Origin of the sequence: Streptomyces sp. adm13(2018) (genome assembly GCF_008042145.1) — a bacterium.
GTDB lineage: Bacteria > Actinomycetota > Actinomycetes > Streptomycetales > Streptomycetaceae > Streptomyces.
Genome location: NZ_RDBH01000127.1, coordinates 4690 through 30718, shown reverse-complemented (window position 1 = coordinate 30718; position 26029 = coordinate 4690). Strand labels below are relative to the sequence as shown.

Annotated in this window: 26 protein-coding genes and 2 pseudogenes; 14 read left to right on the top strand and 14 right to left on the bottom strand. The window is 71.1% G+C overall.

Annotation, left to right across the window (positions count from 1 at the left end; all coding sequences use genetic code 11):
* Nucleotides 1–42: 42 nt before the first annotated feature.
* The 5 genes from EAO70_RS16615 to EAO70_RS16595 all read left to right on the top strand — a co-directional run bounded on the left by EAO70_RS16615 (nucleotide 43) and on the right by EAO70_RS16595 (nucleotide 6269).
* The gene (locus EAO70_RS16615) at nucleotides 43–942 is read left to right on the top strand and encodes a universal stress protein (protein WP_148003764.1); all 900 of its coding nucleotides are present in this window, start codon (nucleotides 43–45) and stop codon (nucleotides 940–942) included.
* Nucleotides 942–1667, top strand: coding sequence for a helix-turn-helix domain-containing protein (locus EAO70_RS16610; RefSeq protein WP_187283920.1), 726 nt, complete (start codon nucleotides 942–944; stop codon nucleotides 1665–1667). The genes EAO70_RS16615 and EAO70_RS16610 overlap by 1 nt, the downstream gene beginning before the upstream one ends.
* Nucleotides 1668–2342: 675 nt before the next feature.
* On the top strand, nucleotides 2343–2801 hold the full coding sequence (locus EAO70_RS16605) for an Hsp20/alpha crystallin family protein (protein ID WP_148003754.1): 459 nt from the start codon (nucleotides 2343–2345) through the stop codon (nucleotides 2799–2801).
* Nucleotides 2802–3004: 203 nt separating this feature from the next.
* Nucleotides 3005–3541, top strand: coding sequence for a hypothetical protein (locus EAO70_RS16600; RefSeq protein WP_148003753.1), 537 nt, complete (start codon nucleotides 3005–3007; stop codon nucleotides 3539–3541).
* Nucleotides 3534–6269, top strand: coding sequence for a cation-translocating P-type ATPase (locus EAO70_RS16595; RefSeq protein ID WP_148003752.1), 2736 nt, complete (start codon nucleotides 3534–3536; stop codon nucleotides 6267–6269). The genes EAO70_RS16600 and EAO70_RS16595 overlap by 8 nt, the downstream gene beginning before the upstream one ends.
* Here the strand turns inward: EAO70_RS16595 and EAO70_RS16590 are convergent.
* The 7 genes and pseudogenes from EAO70_RS16590 to EAO70_RS40385 form a co-directional block, all read right to left on the bottom strand.
* Nucleotides 6203–6474: pseudogene (locus EAO70_RS16590) on the bottom strand (DUF4389 domain-containing protein); the annotation flags it as partial. The gene EAO70_RS16595 and the pseudogene EAO70_RS16590 sit on opposite strands and share 67 nt — an antisense overlap.
* A 55-nt stretch (nucleotides 6475–6529) precedes the next feature.
* The gene (locus EAO70_RS16585) at nucleotides 6530–7426 is read right to left on the bottom strand and encodes a potassium channel family protein (RefSeq protein ID WP_148003751.1); all 897 of its coding nucleotides are present in this window, start codon (nucleotides 7424–7426) and stop codon (nucleotides 6530–6532) included.
* A 106-nt stretch (nucleotides 7427–7532) separates the two neighbouring features.
* Nucleotides 7533–8030, bottom strand: coding sequence for a hypothetical protein (locus EAO70_RS16580; RefSeq protein ID WP_410091285.1), 498 nt, complete (start codon nucleotides 8028–8030; stop codon nucleotides 7533–7535).
* A gap of 63 nt (nucleotides 8031–8093) precedes the next feature.
* Nucleotides 8094–8747: a CBS domain-containing protein gene (locus tag EAO70_RS16575; protein WP_148003750.1), complete on the bottom strand. Its 654-nt coding sequence runs from the start codon at nucleotides 8745–8747 to the stop codon at nucleotides 8094–8096.
* Between the two features lie 10 nt (nucleotides 8748–8757).
* Nucleotides 8758–9162, bottom strand: coding sequence for a cyclic nucleotide-binding domain-containing protein (locus tag EAO70_RS16570; RefSeq protein ID WP_148003749.1), 405 nt, complete (start codon nucleotides 9160–9162; stop codon nucleotides 8758–8760).
* Nucleotides 9163–9256: 94 nt separating this feature from the next.
* Nucleotides 9257–10024, bottom strand: a complete 768-nt coding sequence (locus EAO70_RS39275) for an MBL fold metallo-hydrolase (RefSeq protein WP_261992907.1) — start codon at nucleotides 10022–10024, stop codon at nucleotides 9257–9259.
* 31 nt (nucleotides 10025–10055) lie between these two features.
* Nucleotides 10056–10685 (bottom strand): annotated as a pseudogene (locus EAO70_RS40385) (MBL fold metallo-hydrolase); the annotation flags it as partial.
* Between the two features lie 175 nt (nucleotides 10686–10860).
* Between EAO70_RS40385 and EAO70_RS16560 the strand changes: the two are divergent.
* The 3 genes from EAO70_RS16560 to EAO70_RS16550 are packed head-to-tail and all read left to right on the top strand — an operon-like array spanning nucleotide 10861 to nucleotide 15106.
* Nucleotides 10861–11901, top strand: a complete 1041-nt coding sequence (locus EAO70_RS16560; RefSeq protein ID WP_148003748.1) for a zinc-dependent alcohol dehydrogenase family protein — start codon at nucleotides 10861–10863, stop codon at nucleotides 11899–11901.
* Between the two features lie 50 nt (nucleotides 11902–11951).
* Nucleotides 11952–12719: an HAD family hydrolase gene (locus EAO70_RS16555; protein ID WP_261992906.1), complete on the top strand. Its 768-nt coding sequence runs from the start codon at nucleotides 11952–11954 to the stop codon at nucleotides 12717–12719.
* Complete coding sequence (locus tag EAO70_RS16550) at nucleotides 12716–15106, top strand: glycoside hydrolase family 65 protein (RefSeq protein ID WP_148003746.1); 2391 nt, start codon at nucleotides 12716–12718, stop codon at nucleotides 15104–15106. The genes EAO70_RS16555 and EAO70_RS16550 overlap by 4 nt, the downstream gene beginning before the upstream one ends.
* Before the next feature lie 8 nt (nucleotides 15107–15114).
* On the opposite strand, the gene EAO70_RS16545 is transcribed toward EAO70_RS16550, so the two are convergent.
* Together EAO70_RS16545 and EAO70_RS16540 are read right to left on the bottom strand one after the other, a co-directional pair.
* The gene (locus EAO70_RS16545; protein WP_410091284.1) at nucleotides 15115–16074 is read right to left on the bottom strand and encodes an Acg family FMN-binding oxidoreductase; all 960 of its coding nucleotides are present in this window, start codon (nucleotides 16072–16074) and stop codon (nucleotides 15115–15117) included.
* A gap of 52 nt (nucleotides 16075–16126) precedes the next feature.
* The gene (locus tag EAO70_RS16540) at nucleotides 16127–16750 is read right to left on the bottom strand and encodes a CBS domain-containing protein (protein WP_148003744.1); all 624 of its coding nucleotides are present in this window, start codon (nucleotides 16748–16750) and stop codon (nucleotides 16127–16129) included.
* Nucleotides 16751–16993: 243 nt separating this feature from the next.
* On the opposite strand from EAO70_RS16540, the gene EAO70_RS16535 reads away from it, so the two are divergent.
* The 4 genes from EAO70_RS16535 to EAO70_RS16520 all read left to right on the top strand — a co-directional run bounded on the left by EAO70_RS16535 (nucleotide 16994) and on the right by EAO70_RS16520 (nucleotide 21271).
* Nucleotides 16994–17896 carry a universal stress protein gene (locus tag EAO70_RS16535; protein ID WP_148003743.1) on the top strand — a complete coding sequence of 301 codons (903 nt, stop codon included), beginning with the start codon at nucleotides 16994–16996 and terminating at the stop codon, nucleotides 17894–17896.
* Nucleotides 17893–18753: a universal stress protein gene (locus EAO70_RS16530; protein WP_148003742.1), complete on the top strand. Its 861-nt coding sequence runs from the start codon at nucleotides 17893–17895 to the stop codon at nucleotides 18751–18753. The genes EAO70_RS16535 and EAO70_RS16530 overlap by 4 nt, the downstream gene beginning before the upstream one ends.
* 40 nt (nucleotides 18754–18793) lie before the next feature.
* Nucleotides 18794–19243: a cation-transporting P-type ATPase gene (locus EAO70_RS16525; protein WP_261992905.1), complete on the top strand. Its 450-nt coding sequence runs from the start codon at nucleotides 18794–18796 to the stop codon at nucleotides 19241–19243.
* A gap of 285 nt (nucleotides 19244–19528) precedes the next feature.
* The gene (locus tag EAO70_RS16520) at nucleotides 19529–21271 is read left to right on the top strand and encodes a GAF domain-containing sensor histidine kinase (protein WP_148003762.1); all 1743 of its coding nucleotides are present in this window, start codon (nucleotides 19529–19531) and stop codon (nucleotides 21269–21271) included.
* Here EAO70_RS16520 and EAO70_RS16515 read toward each other — a convergent pair.
* The 5 genes from EAO70_RS16515 to EAO70_RS16495 form a co-directional block, all read right to left on the bottom strand.
* Nucleotides 21268–21954, bottom strand: coding sequence for a response regulator (locus tag EAO70_RS16515; RefSeq protein ID WP_148003740.1), 687 nt, complete (start codon nucleotides 21952–21954; stop codon nucleotides 21268–21270). The genes EAO70_RS16520 and EAO70_RS16515 overlap by 4 nt on opposite strands.
* A gap of 64 nt (nucleotides 21955–22018) precedes the next feature.
* Complete coding sequence (locus EAO70_RS16510) at nucleotides 22019–22648, bottom strand: CBS domain-containing protein (protein WP_148003739.1); 630 nt, start codon at nucleotides 22646–22648, stop codon at nucleotides 22019–22021.
* A 24-nt stretch (nucleotides 22649–22672) separates the two neighbouring features.
* Nucleotides 22673–23131: a Crp/Fnr family transcriptional regulator gene (locus EAO70_RS16505; protein WP_148003738.1), complete on the bottom strand. Its 459-nt coding sequence runs from the start codon at nucleotides 23129–23131 to the stop codon at nucleotides 22673–22675.
* Between the two features lie 114 nt (nucleotides 23132–23245).
* On the bottom strand, nucleotides 23246–23791 hold the full coding sequence (locus EAO70_RS16500; RefSeq protein WP_148003761.1) for a flavodoxin family protein: 546 nt from the start codon (nucleotides 23789–23791) through the stop codon (nucleotides 23246–23248).
* Between the two features lie 14 nt (nucleotides 23792–23805).
* The gene (locus EAO70_RS16495) at nucleotides 23806–24444 is read right to left on the bottom strand and encodes a hypothetical protein (RefSeq protein ID WP_148003737.1); all 639 of its coding nucleotides are present in this window, start codon (nucleotides 24442–24444) and stop codon (nucleotides 23806–23808) included.
* Between the two features lie 236 nt (nucleotides 24445–24680).
* Here EAO70_RS16495 and EAO70_RS37975 point away from each other — a divergent pair, with 236 nt between their 5' ends.
* Entirely contained in the window at nucleotides 24681–25094 is a 414-nt protein-coding gene (locus tag EAO70_RS37975; protein WP_187283919.1) for a hypothetical protein, read from the top strand.
* Nucleotides 25095–25386: 292 nt separating this feature from the next.
* Nucleotides 25387–26029: SulP family inorganic anion transporter (locus tag EAO70_RS16480; RefSeq protein ID WP_261992904.1), on the top strand; the 643-nt coding region annotated here is incomplete at its 3' end.

The following is a 26029-nucleotide window of genomic DNA, read 5'->3' as shown; positions in this document are numbered from 1 at the left end:
GTGGCAGCAGGCCACCACATCTCCCGGAAGGCGGTGGGCACCATGGAACCGTCCCTGGTGGTAGGAGTCGACGGGTCCGACGCCAGTCTCACCGCCGTGGACTGGGCGGTCGACGAAGCGGTACGGCACGAGCTTCCGCTGAGGATCGTCCATGCATCGATGTGGGAGCGGTACGAAGGCGTCGTGCCGGCCTGGACCACGGACCGCCCCTCGGGTCAGGTCCTCGCCGAGAACATCGTGGGCGTGGCCGCCGAACGTGCCCGGCTCCGCGCTCCCGGCCTCCACCTCACCACGGACGTCCTGGCCGAGGACGCGTCCACTGCGCTGCTCAGGGAGGGCCGGAGAAGCACGCTGCTCGCCGTCGGATCCCGCGGGCGGGGCGAGTTCGCCGACCTTCTGCTCGGGTCCGTCGGCCTGATCGTGGCCGCCAGGGCCCATGGCCCGGTCGTCGTCGTCCGTGGGGACCGCCAGGCCCTGGAAGCACGCCATGGGCGTGTACTTCTGGGCGTAGGGGACCAGGACGTGGACTCGCCGGCCGTCCGGTTCGCCCTCCGCGAGGCGGCGGTACGGGACGCGGAACTGGACGCCGTCCACGCCTGGCGACGGCCGGCCCGCGAACCGGCCGACCACCCGCTGCTGACCGGCGATGCGGAAGCACACTTCGCGGAACGGTCAGCCGGACTCCTCGACAAGGTTCTCGCGGCTGCCGCCTCCGAGTACCCCCGGATCCGCCTGCGCAGGACCACGATCGAAGGACCGGCCCACAAGGCGCTGACCGAGCGGTCAGCCGCCGCCGACCTGCTGGTCGTCGGGGCCCGCCGTCGCGACGGGCTCGTCGGCCTGGAGCTCGGCAGGATCGCCCACCGCGCCCTGCATCACGCCGCTTGTCCGGTCGCCGTCGTTCCTCAGCGGGGTCCGGAGACCACAGAAGGAGACCGGTGATGAACACGGCTGGTGACCCGCGTGCCCCGCACGCCATGAGTGACCTCGGCCGCCGCGTCGCGGCCAGACGCGCCCGCCTCGGCCTGTCCCGCGATGACGTGGCCGAACGGGCAGGCTCCACGCCCGGGTACATCGCCTACGTGGAGCAGCAGGTGCCCGCCCCGGGGGTCGAGTTCCTGGTCCGGCTCGCGAACGCCCTGGAGACCACCGTGCAGGATCTGACCGGGTATGCGGCCGACGCAGCCCCGGGCGGAGCTCGTGCCGGTTACCGGGCGCGCATGGAGGAGATCGGCGAGACCGAATGCTGGGAGCTCCTCGATGGCCACGGCGTCGGACGGATCGCCGTCGAAGGGCGGGACGGGATCATGGTGTTTCCCGTGAACTACCAGGTCGTCGACGGGAGCATCGCCTTCATGACGGCTCCGGACTCGTCCCTCGCGCGCGCGTCGGCGTCCGGCGTCGATGTCGCCTTCGAGCAGGACCGCATGGATGAAGCCTTCAGCCAGGGCTGGAGCGTGCTCCTCGTGGGGCCGGTGCGGACCGTGTCGGAGGAGACGGAGGCACGCAGAATCAAGGACGCCGTCCGCTCGGCGCCATGGGCGGAGGGCGGAAGGGACACCGTGGTCCTGCTCGCACCGCGGCGGGTGACCGGACGGCGCATCCAGGTGCCGGGTGCCCCCGGCGCACCGTCCGGACCCGCTGACCGGGCGCCGTCCGGTAGGTGATCTGCTCGTGATGGGCCGGGAACACCGCGCTCTCGGCGCAGGCCCCTCCCTGGGGCGAGTCGCCCCACGTCCTGCTCCACCGTGCGCACTGCCCCGTGATGAGCGTCCCACCCGCCTTCGCCAGCCGGTTCGAGAAGACGTGCCGGTTCGAGAAGACGTGCCGGTTCGAGAAGACGTGCCGGTTCGAGAAGACGTGCACGAGATCCCGCTCGGCACCGGGGAGGTAGAACGCCTCGCTGGGGGAGCTGACCCGCAGAGACGTTCCTGCCGAGGAGGGCACGGCACACAGTCACCCGGGACACCGAGTCGTCGGTCCCGGCCCGTCGACAGGCGGCGGCCCAGGACACCCGGCGCGGTCGCCCCGGCGACCGACGCCGGCCCGCGGAGGTGGTGCACGGGCGTCCCACGCGCCCGGCACCCACCGTCAAGGTGTCGACGCTCTTCCTCTGAGCCCCTGACCGCCCGGGTGAGGGAGCGCGCCCTGGGCCGGTCGGTCCTTCCCGGTGGGGCCCGTTCGGCCCCCGACGGACGCCCCTTGGACGCTGCGCCACCTGTCCCCGTGGGCGGACGATGAGTGTGCGGAGCCGGATCGGTCCCCTCGACCTGATCCGCCGCCCGCACGGACCGACTCGGGTCCACGTGCCTCGCTGGACCCCGTACACGAGGAGCAGAACGATGACCGGACGCCACGTGGAACGCAGGCACGACCTCTTCCCCGACTTCGACACCTGGTTCGGCCAGGAGTTCCCCGGGCTGCCCGGATGGCGCCCCGCCACCGCCGCACACTCCATCCCGGTGGAGGTGTCGAGCAGTGACGGCGATTACGTGCTGCGCGCCGAGCTGCCAGGGATGGACCCCGACGACATCACGATCACCGTCGACGACAACCTGGTCACGGTGGGTGCGGAACACCAGGAGAGCAAGCAGGACAAGGAGCACTCGGAGTTCCGCTACGGCTCGTTCCGCAGGACGGTGCGTCTGCCGGCCGCGATCCCGGTCGACGAGGTCGAGGCGTCGTACGCGGACGGCATCCTCACCATCCGTGTGCCCATGCCCGACGACAAGGAGGGGAAGAGCGCACGGAGGATTCCCGTGAAGCGGGTCGGCAGGACTGCCGAGGACGGGGAGCCGTGAACGCCGAGCCGGTCCCTGGTCGCCTGCGTCGGCGCGGCCCGAGCGGAACGGGCCCGGGCAAGGGCCCCCACCACTGACGAACGGAACTCGGCACCCCGGCCGAAACGCGCGCGTCCGGTCCGAGGTCCACGTCCTGAGGGAGATGCGGCATGCTTCACCGCGATCCGCTGGAAGACGGGACCATCCCGCCCGGGAACTCCGCAGTGCGCGCTGCCTTGATCTTCGTCCTGCTGACGTCGCTGATCTGCGGCGCGGTCGCCGCCGGAGTGCTCTGGAGCGCCGGAGTGCAGGCAGATCGTGAACGCGCAGCGCACCGCCACCAGGTGCAGGCGATGACCACCGGGCCGGCCAAGGACCCGCCGAGGATCACCCGCAGCGGTGCGACGCCCGAGGCCGTCGCACCGGCGGTCTGGGAACACCCCGACGACGTGCGCCGGACCGGCACGATCCAGGTCCCTGCCCGGACGCCGGAGGGCCGCACCGTGACGATCTGGGTGGGCGACACAGGAGCCCCCGCCCGCCCACCGGTCAGCGCCGCCGACCGCGCGCTGACCGCTCTCGCCGGCGGAACCCTCGCCGCGGCCGCCGTCGGCGCGATCGGGGCGGGGAGTCTCGGCCTCGTACGACGGCGGACCGAAGCCCGCCGGATGGTGGCCTGGGAGCAGGAGTGGGAGCAGGTCGAACCCGTGTGGTCCGGACGGCTCCGCCGCGGCAGCGCTCCGGGGACCGACGATGACTGACCCCGTAACCACGGGGCGGTCCGCCACTTCCGACGGGCGATTTCCCTTCGACCCCAGCGAACCCCTGCCCAGGCTGCGCAACGAACTCGCCACCGGGCCCGATGGGCTGTCCGCTCGGGAGGCCGCCCGCCGGCTCGCCGTGCACGGGCCCAACGAGGTTCGACGGAAGGCCCGCTCCTCCTTCGCACGGGAACTGGTGGGGCAGCTGATCCACCCCCTGGCCCTCCTGCTCTGGGCAGCAGCCGCGCTGGCCTTCGTCGCCGGTCTCGGAGTGCTCGGCTGGGCGATCCTGGCGGTCGTCGCCGTCAACGCTGCCTTCGCGCTGCTACAGGAACGCCAGGCCGAGCGGGCGGTGGAGACCCTCGCGCGCTATCTGCCCGCGCACGCCCTGGCCGTACGCGACGGCAGGCCCCTCACGGTGGAAGCCCGCGACCTGGTGCCGGGCGACGTGATCCTCCTGGAGGAGGGCGACAAGGTGCCGGCCGACGCACGCCTCACCGACGGGGGAGTGGAGGTCGATCTGTCGATGCTCACCGGGGAGTCCGTCCCCGCCGAGCGCACGGCTGCCGCCGGTCTCCTCGGCGCCCCGCTGCTGGAGGAGCCGAACCTCGTCTTCAGCGGAACCACCTGTGTGGAGGGACAGGCCCGTGCCCTCGTGTTCGCCACCGGAAACCACACCGAACTCGGCCGGATCGCCGCCCTCAGCCAGCGGACCCGGCGCGAGGCGAGCCCGTTGGAACGACAGGTCAGGAAGGTCGCCTGGCTCATCGCCGGGGTCGCGACCGGCATGGGGGCCCTGTTCCTGGTGGTCGGGGTGGCCGTCGGCCTGCCGGTGACCGACTCCCTCTTGTTCGCCATCGGGCTCCTCGTCGCCAACGTCCCGGAGGGACTGCTTCCGACCATCACGCTGGCCCTCGCCGTCGGCGTCCGCGCGCTGGCGCGCGAGGGTGCATTGGTGAAGCGGCTCAGCGCCGTGGAGACGCTCGGTTCGACGAGTGTCATCTGCACCGACAAGACCGGCACGTTGACCCGCAACCGCATGCGCCTGCGAGCCCTCTGGACCGCGCGTCACGGAGCAGAACCCGGACCCTGGGCCCAGGAGTTGGTGCGTGCGAGCGCCCTCTGCACCACCGTCACCCGGGAGGAGGAGGGTGAGCTGCACGGGGATCCGACCGAGGCCGCTCTCGTCACCGGCGCCGCGGACCACGGGGCTCCGGTGGAGCTTGCCCGGCGCGACGCGGGGCGGCGCAGACTGTTCCGCTTCGATCCGCGGCTGCGGCTGATGTCCGTCGTGCAGGACGACGAGGCGACGGCTCGTCTGCGGATCGTCGCCAAGGGAGCGCCCGAGGCGGTCCTGGATCGTGTCCGTCCCGGCTCCGCCACGGACGCCGCCCGCTCGGCAGCCGACGAACTGGCCCAGAGCGGCATGCGGGTCCTGGCCGTCGCCGTACGCGATCTGCCGCCGGGCTCGGAGCCGCCGTCGCGCCGTGAGGACGCCGAGTCGGAACTGACGCTGCTGGGCCTCGTCGGCCTGTACGACCCGCCGCGACCTGAGGTGGCGGAGGCCGTACGCCGCTGCCACGAGGCCGGGGTACGCGTGCACGTCGTCACCGGGGACAGCGGAGCCACCGCTGCGGCGGTCGCCCGGGACGTGGGCATCGGGGCGCCCCGTCTGCACGTGGTCGCGGCCTCCGAGTCGCTGGGCGACGACGAGCTCGACCGGCTCCTCGTGCACGGCGACGCCGAGATCGTCTTCGCCCGTTCCTCGCCCGAGACGAAGCTCAAGGTGGCCGACACTTTGCGCGCCCACGGTCGGATCGTGGCCATGACCGGCGACGGGGTCAACGACGCCCCCGCGCTGCACCGCGCGCACATCGGGGTGGCGATGGGCCGCTCGGGCACGGACGTGGCCCGCGAGGCCGCCACCATGGTGCTCACCGACGACGACTTCGCCACCATCGTGACCGCGGTCGAATCCGGCCGACGCGTCTACGACAACGTCCGCAAGTTCATCGTCTACATCTTCGCCCACGCGACCCCGGAGATCGTGCCCTTCCTCGTCTTCGCGCTCTCCGCCGGCGCGGTACCGCTGCCCCTCACCGTGCTCCAGATCCTCGCCATCGACCTCGGCACCGAGACCCTGCCCGCTCTCGCCCTGGGCAGGGAACGCTCCGAACCAGGCATCATGCAGCGACCGCCCCGGCCACGGCGCCAGGGCGTGATCTCCCGCGACATGCTGGTCAGGAGCTGGGGGTACCTGGGCCTGGTGTCGGCGGCCCTGGTCATGGCGGGCTACTTCTACGTGCTGTGGCGCGCGGGCTGGCAGCCGGGCGATCCCACGGGCACGGGCAGCCCCTTGCACCACGCCTACGTGACGGCCACCACGGCCACCTTCGCAGGCATCGTCACCTGCCAGGTCGGGACGGCCCTCGCGGCCCGCACCGATCACGCCGCGCTGCGCGACATCGGGGTCTTCTCGAATCCGCTGCTGCTCGCCGGTATCGCCTTCGAGCTCGCCTTCACAGCCGCCCTCGTCTACGCGCCCCCGCTCCAGCACCTCTTCGGCACGGCCGCCCTTCCCCTGGACGTCGTCCTGCTCATCGCGACCTTCCCGGTCCTGGTGTGGGGCACGGACGAGCTGCGGCGTGCCAAGCGGCGCCGTCAGCCGGCATTCGCGGCGCGCTCGGCTGTCTCGGTCCCGCCCTGGTCGAGGCGGAAGGGTGGGTAGGCGTCGGTCATGAGGTTGCGTAGGCGGCGACGCGCAGGACCCAGCGGTTCAATCCGACGACCAGGGCGAACAGGTCACGCGGATACCGGTCGGTGAAGGCCAGGGCGAAGCCCGCGATGACGGTCGGCAGGGTGATCAGACCGCCGCTCCACCCATGCACCCGCATACCGCCGGTGAAGAAGGCGATCACCGGGTAGTGCGGGATGAGCGGCTCTCCCGCTCCTTGGTCCTCGTCAACTGGTGGCTGCTCGCCTCCCGCTTCAGTTGCCCGGCGCAGGTCGGGCCGGCCCCGGGGAACGTCCATGGTCGTGGGCGTAGGCCCTGAAGACGTCCTCAGGGGTCTCTCCCGTGCGCAGAAATCGCTCGTCGAGCACGGTGGCCAGGTCCTCCAGTGCCGTGCGGAGCACCGATGCGGAGAGCCGGACGTCCGGATGGCGCGCCTCCGCCGCGTGGTCGGCCAGACCGACGGCGTGGCCGAGCTGCCCGGCCAGGGAGGTGTTCTCGTCCCCGTCGTAGAAGTAGTACGACTCGGCGTACTGCAGGAAGTCGACGGTGATGGTGGAGAGGGCCGAGGCGAGATCGTCCAGGAGCGCGGCGCCCCCGTCGGAGTCCAGCGCCTCGGCGGTGACCCGGCTGCGCCGCACGTGGGACAGCCGCAGGGCGAGCGCCCTGCGGCGGGCCAGTGCCGGGTAGATGCCGAGAATCCAGGCCACGGTCGCCGACAGCAGGACGAAGCCCACCAGGGCCTCCATGGGGGCGAGCACACGCAGCCAGCCCGAGGCCGGCGCGATGTCCCCCAGACCGAGCGTGGCCAGGGTGACCAAGGAGACGTAGAGGGCGTCGATCGGACCCGCGTGCCGGGCGGGCGCGAGCCCCGTGGCGTACGAGAAGTCCTCGGGCATGTGGGGCCAGTAGACGAGCCCCCAACCTACGGCCACCATGAGCGCCCAGACGGCGAGGACCGTCACCATGCCCATCGGGCCGGCGAGACCGGCCGACCGCCACCGCGCGCCGAGATGCGCCGACAGCCACCACGTGGACCTCATGACCAGCCTGCTCAGCCCGCCGTGGCGGGTCGGGTGCCAGAGGGTGTGGAAGAGGTCCCGGAGGATGAACAGCACCAGGAAGGCGCCTGTGAGCATCGGAAGCCACGTCATTACGGCACTTTTCCCCCAGCGGCGACGCACCCTCTCCGTCAGGGCACCGATCTCAGCCTGGTGGCGGACGGTGGGAGGCTGCGGGCGGCCGGGGCACGCCTACCCGTCAAGCGCCCGTCCGCGACTCGACGCGCTGCCGAACGACGGTCGTCAGTGTCGTCAGCCGCTTTGACGCCATGAGCTCCGGCGCCACCGGGCGATCGATGCGCCGCGCCTCATTCGGCAGCGCGGCGAGATCCGCTTCGAAGCGGGCGTGGGCAGCGGTCAGGGTGTCCGGCGGCTCCGTACGCAGCCCGTCGCGCATCACGGTCCGGCGCAGGGCCTCCGTGCCCGCGGGCGGTTCCTCGTCGGCCAGGCCGGTGACATCCCGAAGGCCGGGACCACGGAAGACCTGCTTCTGCCCCGGCGCCGTCACCTTCGCCGACGACAGCTTCATCACCGGGTGCCCGTCGTACTCGACCAGCTTGTACRCCGCGTCCAGATACGGGGCGTCGGCAGCCGTGCCGACCTTCGTCCCCGCGGCGAAGGCATCGATCTCCGCTCCCTCACGGACGAGCCGGTCGCTGCCGTACTCGTCCAGACCGCGACTCGCGATGATCCGCACGTCCCCCAGACCCGCCCCGTCGAGGGCCGCGCGAGCCCGGCGGGCCAGTGGGTCAGGGCACGACTACGCCCGGTCCTTGGCGGTGAGTTCGCACCGTACGTCCACCACGCCTTCGACGGCCCGCGCCAGGCGGGCAGCGAGCGGGACGAGCCCGCCGTCGCGGACCTCGCCGGACAGCGTCACGACACCAGCGTCGACACGGACGTCGACCTGGCGGTGGGAGAGCGGGAACAGGTGCTCGATGACCTCGTGGCGTACCTCGGTGGCGAGATCCTCGTCCGACCGGAGGAATACCTTCAGGAGGTCGGACCGGCTCACGATCCCCTGGATCGCGCCGCTCGCGTCCACGACCGGCAGTCGCTTGACGCCATGCGCGGCCATGAGGCGCGCCGCCTGCGGCAGGGACGCCTCGGGGGCGACGGTGACGGCGGGCGAGGTCATGAGGTCCTCGGCCCGGCGGGAACCGGCCTTGGCGGTGGCGTCGAGTCGGCGCAGCTGTTCGAGGAGTCCCAGGCGGTGGTCGTGGAACTCCTCCTTGAGCAGCAGATCCGCCTCCGAGACCACGCCCCTCACGCGACCCTCGCCCTCGACGACGGGGACGGCGGTCACCTTCCACCGCTGCATCGCGGTGACGATCTCCTTGAAGTCCGCGCCGGGCAGGACCGCGACGACCTTCCTGGTCATGACGTCGGCGACGGTGAGCGGCTGGGATGTCATCGCCTGTTCCTCACGTGAGGAGCCGTCGCTCCATGGCGGCGGCCACGGCGGCGGCCAGGGCCTCGCCGATGGCGGTGTTCTCCGCACACAGCTCCCGGACGGCCTGCCCGTCGAATTCGAGGGCGTGGACCTCGGTGGTCGCCGTGGCGCCATGGCGCCAGTGGTGGGGAGGGAGCATTCCCGAGCAGCCGAGGAGGTCGCCGGACACGAGCGTTTCGATGAGCGCGGTGCCGTGATCGGGGCGGTGCTCGTGCAGGCTGACGCGCCCCGACTCGATGATCCAGAAGCGGTCGGCGGGCTGTCGTTCACGGAAGATGGGCGTGTCCGCGGGAATGCGGACCGGTCTGGACTGCCGCAGCAGCCGGTCGCGTGCGTCCGGAGTGAGTTCGCTCAGCAGCATGGTCATGGTGCTCATACCGTGCCTCCAGCCCTTTCACGTACAGACTCCCGCGCCGCCCGCGGGCGCCGGGAGGGCCGGAAAGGCCCACATGGGGGGCCGACAGGCCCTGTCAGCGGACCAGCACGGCCTCACCCGACCGGGGCACGACAGCCGTCCATCCCAGCTCGTGGTCGACGCGGTCGCGCAGCGCCTCGGACGCGGCCGGCTCTCCGTGGACGAGGTACGTGGCGTGCGGGGGAGGGGCGCCGCGCAGCCAGTCGATGATCTGTCCGGCGTCCGCGTGGGCGGAGAAGTGGGGGACGTCAGCGACCTCGGCTCGTACGGGCACGTACTCGCCGAACATCTTGAGTGTCCTGGCGCCGTCGACCAGGTCCCGTGCGCGGGTGCCCGCGGCGGCGAACCCGACCACCACGACCGCGTTGCGCGGATCCGGGAGCAGTCGGTGCAGGTGGTGCAGGACGCGGCCCCCGGTCGCCATGCCGGCCGAGGAGACGATGACGGCCGGGCCGTGGACCTCGTTGATCTCGATGGACTCCTGGACGGTGCGCGCGGCGAGGAACGGTGCGGGGCTCAGCGCGGCCTCGCCCTCGGCGAGGATCTCCGGCCGCAGTTCGGCGGACCGCTCGCGCACCGCGTCCCGGTACACGTCGAGGGCGGCCAGAGCCATGGGGCTGTCCACGTACACCGGCACCGACCGGGGCAGGACGCCCGTCTCGCGCAGCCGGGTGAGTTCGTGCAGGACGACCTCGGTGCGGTCGATCGCGAAGGCCGGGATGACGACGGTGCCGCTCCGGGCGACGGTCCGGGCGATCACGGCGGCGAACTCCGACCGGGCGGACTCCTGGTTGTGGCGACGGTCGCCGTACGTGGACTCCACGAGCAGTACGTCGGCGCCGGAGAACGGTTCGGGCGGAAGCAGCAGGGGATGGTCCGGGCCGCCCCAGGTCTCCGGACGCGGCCAGGGTGTGGCCGTCCTCGAACGTCAGGCGGGCCCACGCCGATCCCAAGATGTGCCCGCCGTGGTGGAGCGTCAGCGAGGTGCCGGCCATGATCTCGACGTCCTCGCCCACCGGGACCGGGTCGAAGAACGCGAGCGTCTTCTCGACATCCGAGTCGTCGTAGAGCGGCTTGGCCGGGCGGTGCTTGGACCAGCCGTGCTCACCGGCGTGCCGGGCAGCCTCCATCTGGAGCCGGGCGCTGTCGCGCAGCACGATCCCGGCGAGCCGGGCGGTGTGGGCGCTGGTGAGGATCGGCCCCCGGAAGCCCTGCCGGACGAGGCGCGGCAGATAGCCGCAATGGTCCAGGTGGGCGTGGGTGACGACCACGGCGTCGACGTCTGCGGCGTCGCGCGCGAACCGCTCCCAGTTGCGCCTGCGCAGGTTCGCGAAACCCTGGAAGAGTCCGCAGTCGAGGAGGATCCGCGCATGGTCGCTCTCCACCAGGAACTTACTGCCGGTGACCGTCCCCACCGCACCCAGGAAACTGAGGAGTGCCGGACGGGGAGCGGTGGGTGCAGGGTGAGGGGCTGCCTCGGACATGGCCGGCCCTCCTTCGGAGTGGTCCGGCTTCCACCCTCGCATCCGCACCGGCCGGGACCGGAGGGCCCGAGCGGGACCCTTTCGGGGGCCGATCGGCTCATGCGCGCCTGACGGGTCCGGCAGAACCTGGTGGAGCGGGACCGCAGCGACGCGCGAGAGGAAGTGGGTGGGCGCCATGAAGGCACTCGTCTTCCAGGAGCCGGGCCGTATCGCCTGGCAGGACGTACCCGATCCGGCCGTCGAGGACCCGGCCGACGCCATCGTCCGGGTGGACGTCGTCACCATCTGCGGCACGGACCTGCACATCCTGAAGGGGGACGTGCCGGAGGTGACGCCCGGCCGGGTCCTCGGACACGAGGCGGTCGGCACGGTGGTGGAGACCGGAGACGACGTCCGGACGGTGCGGCCGGGGGACCGGGTCCTGGTCTCGTGCATCACCGCCTGCGGCAGGTGCCGGTTCTGCCGTGAGAGCCGATACGGGCAGTGCCGTGGCGGAGGCGGCTGGATCCTCGGCCACACCATCGACGGCACGCAGGCCGAGTACGTCCGGGTGCCCTTCGCCGACCTCTCGGTCCACCCGCTGCCGGAATCGATCGACGGCTCCGACGCGGTGCTGCTCGCCGACATCTTCCCCACGTCCTACGAGGTGGGAGTTCTGAACGGAGCTGTGCGCCCCGCCGACACCGTGGTCGTCGTCGGCGCCGGACCCATCGGTCTGGCCGCCGTCGTCACCGCCGGCTTCTACAGTCCGGGCCGGATCGTCGCCGTCGACTTCGCCGAGTCGCGGCTGGTCGCCGCCCGTTCCCTCGGCGCGGACGCCACCGTGAACGCGGGCGAAGACCCGGAACAACTGGTCGCGGACCTTACAGAGGGCCTCGGCGCCGACGTCGTCATGGAGGCCGTCGGCGTTCCGGAGGCGTTCGAGATGTGCACGCGGATGGTCCGGCCCGGCGGCACGGTCGCCAACATCGGAGTCCACGGCAAGCCGGCGACCCTCCACCTCGAAGACCTGTGGATCAAGGACGTCACGATCACCACCGGCCTCGTGGACACTTCGTCCACACCCTTGCTGCTGCGCATGATGGCCGCCGGGCGGCTGCCCTCCTCGTCGCTGGTCACGCACCGCTTCGAGTTGGGGCAGATGGAGGAGGCGTACGACGTTTTCGGTCGTGCGGCGGATACGGGCGCTCTCAAGGTCGCTCTCCGCGCGCCGTAGGGCGTGTGGACATGTCCGGTTCCCGCCACCGCCCGATTCAGGTCGCCGCGGTGGCGGACCGAGCCCCCCGACCGCTGCCGCCCCGCAGCCTGGTCCTGGACACGGACGGTGTGCTCCTCGACTCTGCCGGGCTGCACGCCACGGCGTGGAAGACCGCCCTGGACGCCTGTCTGGAAACGGTGGCGGGTGAGAAGCAGCCCCCCTTCGACGCGGACGCCGAATACCGGAGGTTCGTCGACGGGAAGTCCCGTTACGACGGGGTGGCGGCCCTGCTCGACGCCCGTGGCGTCGAACTTCCCGTGGGAACACCCGCCGACCCGCCGGGCCGTACGACGATCTGGGCGGTCGCGGCGCGCAAGGAACGCGCGTTCGTCGACCTGCTCCACACGGAAGGTGTCACGGCCTTCCCCGACGTACTGCCCGCTCTCACGGCACTGCGCACGGAGGGAGTGCCGTGCGCCGCGGTGTCCGCCTCCCGGCACGCTCGGGCGTTGATCCGCGCCGCGGGGCTCGACGCTCTCCTCGCGGTGATCGTGGACGGTGAGGACTCCGCGCGGCTCGGCCTGGCCGGCAAGCCGGATCCCGCGCTCTTCCTGCGGGCGGCGTCCCTCCTCGGCAGCCGCCCGCCGCGGACCGCGGTCGCCGAGGACGCGCTCGCCGGGGTCGAGGCGGCGAGGCGCGGTGGTTTCGGGCTTGTCGTCGGCGTCGACCGCACCCCGCTGCGAAGCGCGGCCGACGCGCTGGCCGAGCAGGGGGCCGACCTGACGGTTCCCGATCTCACGACCCTGGTCCGGAGCGTGTGGGGTGAGCGGGGATGACCACCGGCTGGACATGGCGGTACGACCGGTACGACCCGGAACGCGAGCCACTCGTCGAAGCGCTCTGCACGCTCGGCAACGGTCGGTTCTCCACCCGGGGCTCGGCTCCCGAGTGCTCTGCCGGAGGCGCGCACTACCCGGGTACCTATCTGGCCGGCTGCTACGACCGGCTCACCTCGGACGTCGCGGGCGAGCAGGTCGAGAACGAGGACCTCGTCAACCTTCCGAACTGGACGCTTCTGCGCTACCGCTGCCTTCCGGACGACGGTCCGGTGGGCCACTGGCTGACGCCCGACGCCGGGGAACTGAGCCACTACGACGTGCACCTCGACCTGCGTGCGGGCGTGCTCACCCGACGTCTGTACTTCGAGGACGCCCAGGGGCGAGGTCTGCGCGTCAGCCACATCCGCGTCGTGCACATGGCGGACCCCGGGCTGGCGGCCCAGTGCACCGTGTTCCGCGCCTACGGCTGGAGCGGTTCCGTCGAGGTGCGCTCCGTTCTGGACGGCGCCGTCACGAATGCCGGAGTCGAGCGGTACCGGCACCTCGAAGGGCGTCACCTCACCGACCACCGGACCGGATTCGGGCCCGAGGGCGTCGCCCGGCTCGCCTGCCGTACGACCGACCCTGGCATCAGGATCGCCATGGCCGTGCGCACGGTCACACGTCCCGTACAGCCCGTTCATGAGACGGCCGCCCGCACCGGCACCGTGCAGACGTACCGCCTGCCGATCGTGCCCCGCCGCTCGGTGATGGTTGTGAAGACCCTGGCACTGCGGACCTCGATGGACCGGCCCGCCACCGACCCCCTCGCCGCCGCCGTCGACACGATCGCCCGCGCTCCTGCCTTCCCCCGGCTGCTCGGCGACCACAAGGCGGCCTGGCAGCGTGTCTGGGAGCAGGGCGAGCTGCACGTGCCCGGGGACGCGGGCCGCGTCCTGCGGCTGCACGTGTTCCATCTGCTGCAGACGCTCTCCCCGCACACCGCCGACCTCGACGTGGGCGTGCCCGCGCGCGGACTGCACGGCGAGGCGTACCGGGGGCACGTCTTCTGGGACGAACTGTTCGTCCTTCCCTACCTCGATCTGCACTTCCCCGAGGTGGCCCGAGCGCTGCTCATGTACCGGCACCGTCGGCTTCCGGCCGCCCGCGCGGCGGCTCGCCTCGCCGGTGGACACGGGGCCATGTATCCATGGCAGAGCGCCAGTTCGGGGCGGGAGGAGACACAGGAGATCCATCTCAATCCGCGATCGGGGCACTGGCTGCCGGACCACTCCCGGCTGCAGCGCCACGTGGGCTCGGCCGTCGCGTTCAACGTCTGGCGATACGCGCAGGCCACCGGAGACCGTGGATTCCTCCACTCCGCCGGGGCGGAGATCCTGCTCGAGGTCGCCCGGTACTGGGCCGGCGCCGCCGCGTTCGACCCGGCGCTCGGCCGCTACCGCATTCGCGGGGTCGTGGGACCGGACGAGTACCACGACGCCTATCCCGGTGCCGCGGACCCGGGAATCGACGACAACGCCTACACCAACGTGACCGCCGCCTGGGTGCTCTCGCGCGGCCTGGACCTGCTCCGCGAACTACCCGAGGCCCGCCGCTCGGAGCTCTCGGATCGACTTTCGTTGGACGAAGACGAAACTGCACACTGGGAGGACGTCTCCCGCCGCCTGTACGTACCGTTCCATCAGGGCGTGGTCAGCCAGTTCGAGGGATACGGAGACCTGGTGGAACTCGACTGGGAGGCGTACCGGGCCCGGCACGGCGACATTCGCAGACTCGACCGGATCCTGGAGGCCGAGGGCGACACGGTCAACCGCTACCAGGCGTCGAAGCAGGCCGACACCCTCATGCTCGGCTACCTCTTCCGGCCCGAGGAGCTGTACGGACTGTTCACCCGGCTCGGCTACCGGCTCGACGACGACGTGTGGAGTGCGACCGTCTCCTACTACCTGCGGCGCACCAGCCACGGTTCGACGCTCAGCAGCCTCGTCCACGGCTGGGTCCTCGTACGGCAGAAGGGCCCCGATGCCTGGCGCTACTGCGAGGAGGCCCTGCTCGCCGACGTCGCCGACGTCCAGGGCGGTACGACCGGCGAGGGCATCCATCTCGGCGCGATGGCGGGCACGATCGACCTCGTCGAACGCGGGATCACCGGCCTGGAAACAGGGCCGGAGGGGCTACGTGTGGCTCCGGTGGCACTGGCGGAGATCCCGCGGTTCACCTTCACCTTGTGCTGCGGCCGGCATCGAGGGGTGCGTCTGCGGGTGCTCCCCGGGCGGCTGGCCGTTCGGGTTCCCGCGTCGCCCGAGAGCCCGCTTGCCGTGCTGCTCCCTGGCGGTCGGCGGCTCACCGTCGAACCCGGAGAGGAGCGTTGGTTCCGTCTGTGAGGAGAGCTTCAGCCGAAGGAGAGCACCTCGGCGGCGGGTCGGCGCGGCGTGGCCTGCCCCTGGGGGCCGTAGCCCAGGCGGATCACCATGTGGACGAAGCCGATCGCCGAGCTGGGATCGCGCGCGTCGGAGCGGAGCTCGGGCCATTCCAGCGGCTGGGACATGAGTGAGGTGGCAAGGCCGTCGAGGGTGGCCTGCAGAAGGACGCGTTGCAGCGCCTGGCCGGCCTTCAGCCACTCCTCCGGCGTGTCCCCGACCGTGCCGAGCAGCGCGAGTTGCGGCTTCTTCTCGAAGCGCGCCGACGCACGGCCGGGCACGCGTCGGGGAGCGCCGAAGTCCCTGACGGGTGAGGTCACGTCGTACTGCCGTGGGCCGAAGGCGTACGCCGGTATGCCCTCGGTGCCGGGGCCTTCCCCGGCCGCACCAGTGCGTGTCCAGGTGGCGATCTCCTCGCGTACCGCCTCGTCCGCCGCCTCGAACAGTTCGGAGGCGTGGACGAGTTCCATGACGGTGTCGGTGTGCCACGCCCCCGGTACCACGAGTCGGCAGCCCTCCAGCAAGGCCGCCGCCCGGAGCCCGTCGACGACCTCCGGGGGGATCCGCTCCTTGGTGAAGGGGAAGCGGCTCGTGTGCCGTCGCGACAGGGCGTCATGGAGCCCGCCCAGTTCGCTGTCGGCGTCGTTGGTGGCGTCGAAACGTACGTCGGCGAGGTGCCAGGGATCGTCGGGAGAGGGCAGCAGCCGAACCACAGGATGCAGGGCCCGGTGCGCCGCGGCGACCCGCAGACCGAACAGGGCGGCGCCGCAGCCGAGGTGGAGGGCGCGATGATCCGGATCCTCGCGCGGCATGCGGCGCAGCGGGTCGCCGTGCAGGTGGATGACCCCGGTGGCCGGCTTGCAGACGAACGTCCAGGGCTGTGCGTTGTGCATCGAGGGAGCGGTGACGGCATCTTCGATCAGCGACGTCACGAGTGGTCGCGTCAGAGCGGTGGGAGACACGGTTCGTCCTGCCTGCGGTAAGTCACCATGAGGTGGCGTGTGGGGTCCGGGTGGGGGCTGCGAGGTAGGAGTCGTCCTCGTGGAAGGAAAGCTGGTCCACGACGGCCACGACGCCGTCCACGCGCTCGGCGAGTCCGACGAGCGTCAGGGCCTGGCTTCGCCGCCGGACACGGCCCTCCAGCGTCACCACGCCGTCGAGGACGTGCACGTCCACCGCGTCTCCGGCGAGGCCCATGACGTCCGTGAGGACGTCCTCACGGATACGGCGCCGTATCTCCGAGTCCGGGCGGAGGTAGACGCAGAGGAGATCACGGCGGGTCACGATGCCCACGAGTCGTTCCTCCTCGTCGACCACGGGCAGGCGCTCGACCCCGCGGCGCACCATGAGCCGTGCCGCGTCCGCCACGGTCTCCTCGGCGTGCACAGTGACGGCCGGCGCGGTCATGAGGTCTCGCGTGGCCAGTTCGTGGCGCGCCAGGAGGTCACTCTCGGAGACGACGCCGAGGACATGATCGTCCTCGTCCACGACGGGGACCCCGCTGATGTCGCGCTCGGCGAGCAACTTCGCCACATCCTTGAACGGCGTCGCAGGGACGGCGGGGACCACGTCGGCGGTCATCAGACTGCCGACTTTCAAGTGCTTCATCGCCGCGCCTCCTGTTCGTTCGAGAGTTCGGACGGTGCTGTCCCGCGTCACCACCCTCCGACGCGCGACTGGCGTCGGCGAGGGCCGAACGGTGCAACCTCGGGACCGAACGGGCTCGCCCTGCCGGGTCTGCGCCTCGGCCGGGAAGGGGCCCTTTGGTCCCGCCATTGCCCCCAGCGGCCCTTCGGCCATCCGCGACCAGCTGCCAGGGTGGAGGGAAGTCCCTCGGACCTGGGAGGAGCCATGAACGGAACCACGGCCCGTTCCGGTCTCGGCAGCGTCGTCGTCGGGGTCGACGGGTCGCCGTCCGCGCACACGGCGGTGATGTGGGCGGCGGAGGAGGCGGCCCTGCGGGGCAGCGCCCTCTTCCTCGTTCATGCGGCGGACACGGACCCACCGGCGCCGTTTCTGTCCCATGCGGAGATCGCCCGAATGCGACAGGCGGGGCGGGAGCTGCTGGACCGGACTGCCGAGGCGGTCACGGCGCGTCACCCCGAGCTTGTGGTGGTCAAGGAGATCACCGCCGGCTCAGTGCCCGGCAGTCTGCGCCGAGCCGCCGCCCTGAGCGGCACGATCGTCGTCGGCCACCGAGGGCTCGGTGGGTTCCCTTCGTTGTTGCTCGGTTCGGTCGGTCTTGAGGTCGCGGCCGAGGCCACCACGCCCGTGGTCGTGGTGCGCGGGGTTGAGGAGACCGTCGAAGCCGGGGTGGTTCTCGCGGCGGTCCGGGACGAGGCCGACGTGGGCTGCGCTCGCGCGGCGGCCCGCGAAGCCGTGCTGCGCAAGGTACCTCTGCGGCTCCTGCACGTATGGAGTGGAGGACTATCCGCCGAGCCCCGGGCGGTGCTGCGCAAGGGTAGCGACAAGAGGGCCCGCGATCACATACGCGCACTGTCGGCGATTTCGGACCGGGTCCAGGAGGAGTTCCCGAACCTGACGTTGCACGCTGAGGAGCAGCAGAGCCGCAGCGTACCCGGAGTTCTCGTCGACGCGTCCCACCATGCCGACCTCCTGGTCGTCGGCGGTCGGCGATCGCCCGGCTACCTCGGACCGACGCTCGGCCGGATCACGCTGGCTCTGCTGCAGCACGCCCATTGCCCCGTCGAGCTCATCCCACGGCAAGGGCCTGGACACGGGAGCACGTCATGACCGGCACATCGGATCGAAGAGACATCATTATCGGGATCGACCCGGTCAAGAACCGGCACATGGCCCTCGCCTGGGCTGCGGACGAGGCTCACCTGCGATCAGCGGCGCTGCGCCTGGTGGTCGCGATACCACCGCAGCACGACACCCAGCACGTCGACGACACGCCTCGTCACCTGGCGCAGCGGCAGGCCGGTACAGAAGCCCTGCGGAGCGCGCTCGAATGGGCGCAAGCCCGTCAGCCGGACACCAGGCCCACCTCCTCCCTTCTCGACGGGTTCCCGGCAGGCGTTCTGGCCGGTCTGTCCCACGAGGCCGGCATGATCGTGCTGGGCTCCCGGCATCTCAGTCGTACCGAGGAGTTGCTGAGCGCCGGCTCCCTGGTCGTTCCGGTCACCGCCAAGGCGCGATGTCCGGTGGTCGTCGTAGGCGACGCGGAGCACGTCACGCAGGCCGAGCCGTATCTCGTGGTCGGCATCGACGGCAGCGAGTCCTCCCGAGCAGCCCTGGCCTGGGCCTTCGAAGAAGCGGAACTCCGGCACTGCGCCGTGCGTGCCATCGCCGTCTGGCAGCCACCCGTCTTCTCCCTGCACAGCGCCGACACGCTGTTCCACTCCGAGCGTCGCCTGCTCTCGGAGACCACAGCGGGCTGGGCGCAGAAGTATCCCGACGTACGGCTCACTCACGAGGTCCCCATCGGTTCCCCCGTGGAGATGCTCTCCGAAGCGGCGGAGCACGCCCTTGCCGTCGTCGTCGGCCGTAGAGGCCGGGGCGGCTACAGCGGGATGCGCGTCGGCTCCGTCGTTCACGGGCTGCTGCACCGCGCCCACTGTCCGGTGATCACCGTCCCCGCCGGGTGAACGGGCCATGCCCGCGCCGGCGGACCGAGCGATCGCCCCGGTGGGAGAGTCGACGGGACTCACCCAGGCGGAGGCCGCGCGGAGGCTCGCCGACACGGGCCCCGACGAGGTGGCCGCGAGGAAGCCCGTACGGCTCCACAAGCTGGTCCTGGCCCAGCTGACCGACCCGCTGATCATGGTGCTCCTCGGCGCGGTCGTGCTGACCCTGGCGATCGGCGACCATCCCGACGCGATCGTCATCGGGCCGGTCGTCCTCGTGAACACGACCGTCGGCGTGGCGCAGGAGATCCGTGCCGACAACGCCGTCGCCGCCCTCACCGCCCCGCACGCGCGAGTGCGGCGCGACGGCGCGGTCCGTGACGTCCCGGCGGCGTCCCTCGGCGCCGGACTCGCGGCCCGGGCACTGGATCTCCCCTGGCAGAGGGTCCTCTTCCTTGCCCTGCTCGCCGCGCAGCTCGGGGTCGTGCTGGGGCTCGCACCCGACTCCTGACCAAGGAGAACCCGTTCCTCCCGCTGTCCGTCCTCGCCTCCGCTCTGCTTGGTGCAGCGGCGCTCTGCGTACCCTTCCTGGGCTCGGACCTGGAGACCCGAGCCCCTGGAGCTGGCGAGCGTCGGCATCGCTTTCGTCTGCGCACCCGTCGGCTTCGTGGCCGCACGCGTCCTACGGATCGCGTTCCACCCCACCCTGCCGACAGGAGGAGACGGCACATCCGGACTACGGTAAGAGTGCGCGCGTGAGGTGGAGACCGTGCGTCCGTCGCAGCCGGAGGTGTCGATGGGTCGTGAGGGCCCCGAGCCCGCGGACGGGAGGCTGCCGCGGTTGAGACTCGACGAGCTGCTCGACGAGGTCCAGGTGCGCATCGAAGCGGTGCGCGGCACAAGGGACCGGCTCAACGGGCTGCTCGAAGCCGTCATGTCCGTGGGCCGCGAACTCGACCTGCCCCAGGTGCTGCGCGGCATCGTGGAGGCGGCGGTGACCCTCGTGGACGCCGAGTACGGAGCCCTGGGCGTCATCGGAGACGACAACAGACTCTCCGAGTTCCTACCGGTAGGGGTCGGTGACGACGCGCGCGAGCAGATCGGCGACCTGCCCTCGGGACACGGGATCCTCGGCGAACTGATCCGCAATCCCGAGCCGCTCCGCCTCTCCGAGTTGTCCGAGCATCCCGCCTCGTACGGCTTCCCACGCCACCACCCGCCGATGCACTCCTTCCTCGGAGTCCCCATCCGGGTCCGGGACGAGGTCTTCGGTAATCTCTACCTCACCGAGAAGCGCGGAGGGGTGGACTTCGACGCCGAGGACGAGGCCGTCGTCACCACCCTGTCGGTCGCGGCCGGCATCGCCATCGAGAACGCCCGCCTCTACGAAGAGGGCCGACAGCGTCAACGGTGGCTGGCTGCGAACTCCGAGCTGACCAGCGACCTGCTGTCAGGCGTGGAGGAGTCCCAGGTCCTGGACAGGATGCTGGAACGGGCCGTGGACATCGCGGGCGCCGACATGGGGGTCTTCTACCTGGTCGGTGCGGGCGGCGAGCTGCGTGGCTCGCTGGCCCGTGGCGAGGGGGCCGAGGCGCACCGGGGCGTCGTCCTGCCCAGCAGCGAGGGAACCCTGGTCGAGGCTGCCCTCGCGCAGGAGGGCCTGGTCATGGTCTCCGACGTCGAGAACGAGCCCCGCATCACGGTGCAACCCGAACGGTGGAAGGGGCTCGGACCGGCGGTGGCCGTCACGGTCGGCACCAAAGAGCGCCTCAGCGGGGTGCTGATCCTCGCCCGGCGCCATGGACGGCCATCCTTTACGTCCGCCGAAGGCGCCGGACTGCCCGGATTTGCGGGACAGGCGGCACTGGCGCTCGAGCTGGCCGACCGTCGTCGTGACGCCGAACAGGTGAGCCTGCTGGAGGATCGAGACCGGATCGCGCGCGACCTGCACGATCTGGCGATCCAACGCCTGTTCGCCACCGGGATGACACTCCAGAGCGCCAAGCGCCTCGTCGAGCACCCGGAAGCCGTGGACCGGCTGACTCGGGCCATCGACGACCTGGACGCCACCATCAAGATCATCCGATCCACCATCTTCGGCCTCCGGGAACACGACTCCGTTGGAACCGTCCCGAGACTGCGAAACCGCGTAGTCAAGGCCGTGGACTCGGCGGCGTCGGCGCTCGGATTCGCTCCCGCGCTGCGTATGGAGGGCCTGCTCGACACCGACGTATCACCGGAGGCTGCCGAGGAGGTGCTCGCCGTCCTCGGAGAAGCGCTCACCAATGTGGCACGGCACGCCGGGGCCCGAAGAGTCGAGGTGTCGGTCGTGGCCGACGAGGGCGTGCTGGCGGTGACGGTGAGCGACGACGGGGTCGGCATCCCGCATGGCGGCAGGCGCAGCGGACTACGGAACCTGGCGGAGCGGGCCGAGCGGCTGGGCGGCACCCTGTCGGTCCACGCGCGTGGGGTGCCGGGCAGCGGCACGGTCCTGGAGTGGCGGATCCCCCTCCCGACCGAGCGGGAAGGCGCGTCTTAGGTCTCCCTGGCATCGTGCTCGTGGACCTGCGCGGCGATGACGGCCGCCTGGACGCGGCGCTCTACGCCGAGCTTGCCCAGCAGCCGTGAGATGTGGTTCTTGACCGTCTTCTCCGAGAGGTAGAGCCGCTTGGCGATCTGCCGGTTGGTGAGGCCCTCGCCGATGAGGTCCAGTACCGACCGCTCTCTCTCGGACAGCACCGCGAGCCGTTCGTCCTCCGGTGGCTTGGCCGTCTCGGGGTCGCGCAGCGAGTGCATCAGCCGGGCGGTGGTTGCCGGGTCGAGCATCGACTGGCCCGTGGCCACGGTCCGAACCGCCGATACCAGATCGGAGCCGTTGATCTGCTTGAGGACGTACCCGGCGGCGCCGGCCATGATCGCGTCCAGGAGGGCGTCCTCGTCGTCGAAGGACGTCAGCATCAGACATGCCACCTCAGGCATCCGCGAGCGCAGTTCCCGGCACACGGAGATGCCGTCACCGTCGGGCAGCCGGACGTCGAGCACCGCCACGTCGGGCCGCAGAGCGGGGCCCCTGGCCAGCGCCTGCTCAGCCGTCGACGCCTCGCCGGCCACCTCCATGTCGGGTTCGTCGTCGATCAGATCGCGAAGACCCCTGCGGACGATCTCGTGATCGTCCACGAGGAAGACCCGCGTGGGTGCGGCGGCTGTCGGACGATCGTTCATGGCGATCCCCTGGTGGTCGCATGCGTGGCCCACCCCTCAAGAGGATTGTCCGTCATCGAACGCCTCACGGGGCGGGAGCGAGCTCCATTCGGACGTCGACGACCCCCTCCACCGCACGCACGGCCCGGGCCACGAGCGGCACCAGCGCCCGGTCGGAGAGCTCACCCCGGATCGTGGCCACCCCCTCCGACACCGTGACGTCGAGTTCCGCCGGCGCAGCCGACGCGCTGAGCACGGAGCGGCGGACGTCCTCCTCGATCTCGGTGTCCGGGCGGAGGAACACCTTCAGCAGATCGCTCCGACTGACCACGCCCTCCAGCATGCCGACGCCATTGACCACGGGCAACCTCTTGACCCTCCGCGTCGCCATGATCCGTGCCGCCTCGGCGAGCGTCGCCTGCGGGTGGACGGTGACGGCCGGGCTGGACATGAGCTCCCCAGCCCGTAGCGCTCCGGCCTTCGCCGCCTCGGCGAACTCGTCAGGGCGGGGCTCGTCCGCGCGGAACTCCTCCTTCGGTAGCAGATCGGCCTCCGACACGACCCCGATCACCCGCCCCTCCCCTTCCAGTACGGGCAGGGCGCTCACCTTCCACTGGTCCATGAGGGCGACGATCTCCTTGTACGGAGCGTCCCGCCCGATCGCGACCGCGGTGTGGGTCATGACGTCGCTGACGGTGTAGCGAGAGGCGGGCATCACGTTCTCCCGAGGGTGAGAGGTCTACATGCCGCTCCCGTGCGGGGCGTACAGGTCCAGCAGCCGCACGCGGGCGGAGAAGAGACGGTGGGCGAGCATCTGCCCGACGAAGTGGTCCAGGGCGAAGCCGAAGCCCGGATCGGCGTCCATCATCATGCGCACGGTCGCAGCGTCGAACTCGTCCGCCCGGACCCTCGTCATGGCTTCCGCTCCGAACCGCCAGCGGTAGGGCTCGAACAGCCATGACCAGCCGAGCAGTTCACCGGCACCGACGCTGTCGACCACGGCCGGCCGCCTGCCGGGTACGTGGACGTCCAGCGTCACCGTGCCGGTACGGACCATCCAGAACCGATCCGCGTATCCGCCTTCCTCGAAGAACCTGGTGTCTTCCGGAACGTCCACCGGGGTGGCGCACCGCAGCAGTCGGTCACGGTGCCCGGCGGACAAGGCCGCCGTGAGCCGCAGGTTGGGGGGAGTGCTCATCGGGACCTCCTGGTCGGCGCTCCCTTCCACTCTGAACCCGCTGTGGGTGGAGAGAGGAGGGCCGGATGGTCCCCCGGAAGGGCTGTTCGGCCCGTGCGGTTCTCCGTGGTTCGGTCAGGCGACGTGGAGGGACGCGCCCCATGCCCTGGCGCGATCTCTCTCACCCGCGCGCAGCGGCCCTTCGGCGTCCTCGATGACGAATCCCTCCGGTTCCGCGACGAGTTCGTACCCATGGCCGCGCAGCCGACGTGCGATGCCGCCGGCGGCGGCGCCCGCGAGACGCATGTCCGCCCGGGTGTCGAAGGCCGCGGCGGCATGGGTTCCGGTGCCGGCCTTCGGGAGAGTGTCGTGGAACCAGTCGCGGACGCCGGGGCCCTCGGCGCCCACCTCGGGGGCGAAGGGACGCTCGTCGTTCTCGGCTTCCTTCGCCTCGGCCTTCAGCCCCATCCTCCGGCTCATCCCCGTCGTCATCCCCCGCATATGGGTCGGACCGCCGACGACCAGCAGGTCGGTGGGCCCGATGCGCTCCGGCACCGCGTCGACGACCGGCAGACACTCGACCTCGGCCTCGGGGTGTGCCGCCTTCACACCCTCCCCGATCGCGTCGGCGACGTCGCGCGTGTTACCGAAGAGGCTCTCGTAGACGATCACGGCGCGCATCACGTCTCATCTCCTCAGGTGTTTCGTTCGGCGGCCTCGGAAGCCGCTTCGATCGTTCGCAGCGCTCCGCGCAGCACGACGCCGACGCCGGGTGACACCCACGTCCAGTAGCGGCCGAACCGTGTGGTGGAGTCCGGGTCGGTGCACGCGGTGCGCGCTTCGTAGGTCAGGAGGGACCGCCGTGCCCCGTAGGGGTGGACGACGAAGGCGGCGGCCATCTTCGCCCAGCCGGGCTCGACGAAGCCCGCGAAGTCACAGGGTTCGACGCGGCGCCACTCGATGGTCGGTTTCCACACCCGGCCGACCGCTCCGAAGGCGAGTTCGCGCCCCGAGCGTTCCCCCAGGGCGACCCAGGGTCGGTCCTCCTCCTGACCAGTACCCGCGCCCGTTTCGAACAGATCGGACACCCGCATCGAAGACGGTGTGACCACCGGCCGTCGACGCAGTCGGGCCGGGGCTCCACGCGCCCACATGACCGCGTCGAACAACGGCGAGTGGATGGACAGCATGTCCAGATCACGGGCTGCGCGGTACACGACGTCCGGCGTGGCGGCGATCACGCTGCACTCCAGACGGGAGAACCGGAACTCGGGCAGAGCCGTGTCGAGCAAGAGGGGCTCTGCTGTCGTGCCCAGGTTCGAAGGGGTATTCATGTAGGCCTCCCGAATCCTCCACCACCAGTCTGGTCCAGAGGAGGGGCGAAGCGCTGGGGCCGAACGGCCCTGCTCTCGACTTCGATACCGCGGCCCTGTCGTCGTTTCATGGGGGAGGTGTGGGTGTCGTGTGGGGGAGAGGTAGTCCGGTTTGGTTGTGACGGCGTGAGCGTGGCCTGTGGGGGTCTGGGGGCCTGCTGGTGTGGGGTTCTATCGTTCTCGTCGAGAGTCTGCCGGTGTCTCTCGTGTGCTTCTTCCTTCTCAAGAGCCGGTGTGTCTTCGCTGGTCGCACCCTGCCCGCCCGATCCCGACACGCGCGGGGACGGTCCGACTCGTTCCGCACGATCGCCGCCTGGGTGGACGAAGGAGAGGACCGCGGCGAGCAAGACGGCCCGCCGGAGGAGCGCCTGACCTGTTCCGGGTGTTTCCTGGGTGCGTCGGTGGGGGTTGATCGCCGTGTGGAGACTGATGAGCCGGTGCTCGGTGATTACTCGAAGGCGGACGAGCCGCGCGTGCCCTTGCCGACTGCTTCGGAGGCCCGTGACGCGATCGGGTATGTGCGGCTGTTGGAGACGCTCGATCTCACCCCGCGCGGGCAGGCCTCTGACGAGCTTGCCGCGGATCTGGCCCGACGGCTCCCCGCGAACTAGCACCGGGCCGTGGTCCTGACCCAGGCCCGTGCCCGATTGTGAGCGTGAGGTCCGAACGAGACGCCCGCGGTGAACAGGGCTCCGGATGGTGGCGAAGAAGGCTACCCGCTGTCGCGCGTCGTCGTTCCTCCGTTTGGAGGAGTCTCGGTGGCCAGCGCCCCTGTACCGCGTTTGCCTGGGTGCGGACGTACGAAGAAGGGGGTGGCGGATGAAGGCCGGTCGCCGCGCGTATCTCACGTCGAGGCTGTGCCGGCCGGGTCGTCCGACGCCCGCCGACGCCACCTCGGGGGCGGTGACGGGGCTGTTCTCGATCCCGGAGGGGATGGCGTACGCGGCGATCGCCGGGTTCAATCCGGTCGCGGGCCTGTACGCGGGCGTGGTGCCCGCGATCGTGGGCTCGCTGACCTCCCGTACCGTCCTGATGGTCACGACGCTGACCAGCGCGATCGCGCTCACTTCGCAGAGCGTGCTGTCGGACGCGGGCCTCGACCCGAAGGACGCCGGGAACGTGGCCGTGCTGACGGTCATGGTCGGTGCGGTGATGCTGCTGATGGGCGTGCTGCGGCTCGGCGCGGTGATGAGTTTCGTGTCGAACGCGGTGATGACAGGGTTCTCCACCGGCATCGCCCTGCAGATCATCACGGGTGTGCTGAAGGACGCCACGGGCTACGCGCCGCAGGGGCACAACAAGCTGTATCAGCTCGGCGACTGGCTGGTGCACGTCGGGGACTGGGAGGGGGCCACGACCCTCGTCGCCGCCTGCACCCTCGGCGTCTGGGCGGCGGCGCGGGCGGTGAAGCGGCTGGAGGCGGTGGCCCTGCTGATCGCCATGGTCGTCGCGAGCGTCGGAGTGGCGGCCCTGTCCATCGACGTGGAACTGGTCGGGGGCATCGCCTCGATCCCCGCCGCCCTTCCCACCTTCACCGCCCCCGACG

Bases quoted from the DNA above. Each gene is read 5' to 3' on its own strand.
- EAO70_RS16505 (WP_148003738.1), bottom strand. From the start codon at position 23,131: ATGAGCACTCCCCCCAACCTGCGGCTCACGGCGGCCTTGTCCGCCGGG.
- EAO70_RS16510 (WP_148003739.1), bottom strand. From the start codon at position 22,648: ATGCCCGCCTCTCGCTACACCGTCAGCGACGTCATGACCCACACCGCG.
- EAO70_RS16540 (WP_148003744.1), bottom strand. From the start codon at position 16,750: ATGAAGCACTTGAAAGTCGGCAGTCTGATGACCGCCGACGTGGTCCCC.
- EAO70_RS16535 (WP_148003743.1), top strand. From the start codon at position 16,994: ATGAACGGAACCACGGCCCGTTCCGGTCTCGGCAGCGTCGTCGTCGGG.
- EAO70_RS16495 (WP_148003737.1), bottom strand. From the start codon at position 24,444: ATGAATACCCCTTCGAACCTGGGCACGACAGCAGAGCCCCTCTTGCTC.
- EAO70_RS16615 (WP_148003764.1), top strand. From the start codon at position 43: ATGGAACCGTCCCTGGTGGTAGGAGTCGACGGGTCCGACGCCAGTCTC.
- EAO70_RS16530 (WP_148003742.1), top strand. From the start codon at position 17,893: ATGACCGGCACATCGGATCGAAGAGACATCATTATCGGGATCGACCCG.
- EAO70_RS16585 (WP_148003751.1), bottom strand. From the start codon at position 7,426: ATGACGTGGCTTCCGATGCTCACAGGCGCCTTCCTGGTGCTGTTCATC.
- EAO70_RS16605 (WP_148003754.1), top strand. From the start codon at position 2,343: ATGACCGGACGCCACGTGGAACGCAGGCACGACCTCTTCCCCGACTTC.
- EAO70_RS16575 (WP_148003750.1), bottom strand. From the start codon at position 8,747: ATGACATCCCAGCCGCTCACCGTCGCCGACGTCATGACCAGGAAGGTC.
- EAO70_RS16550 (WP_148003746.1), top strand. From the start codon at position 12,716: ATGACCACCGGCTGGACATGGCGGTACGACCGGTACGACCCGGAACGC.
- EAO70_RS16610 (WP_187283920.1), top strand. From the start codon at position 942: ATGAACACGGCTGGTGACCCGCGTGCCCCGCACGCCATGAGTGACCTC.
- EAO70_RS16515 (WP_148003740.1), bottom strand. From the start codon at position 21,954: ATGAACGATCGTCCGACAGCCGCCGCACCCACGCGGGTCTTCCTCGTG.
- EAO70_RS16520 (WP_148003762.1), top strand. From the start codon at position 19,529: ATGGGTCGTGAGGGCCCCGAGCCCGCGGACGGGAGGCTGCCGCGGTTG.
- EAO70_RS16595 (WP_148003752.1), top strand. From the start codon at position 3,534: ATGACTGACCCCGTAACCACGGGGCGGTCCGCCACTTCCGACGGGCGA.
- EAO70_RS16560 (WP_148003748.1), top strand. From the start codon at position 10,861: ATGAAGGCACTCGTCTTCCAGGAGCCGGGCCGTATCGCCTGGCAGGAC.
- EAO70_RS16570 (WP_148003749.1), bottom strand. From the start codon at position 9,162: ATGAGCACCATGACCATGCTGCTGAGCGAACTCACTCCGGACGCACGC.
- EAO70_RS16500 (WP_148003761.1), bottom strand. From the start codon at position 23,791: ATGCGCGCCGTGATCGTCTACGAGAGCCTCTTCGGTAACACGCGCGAC.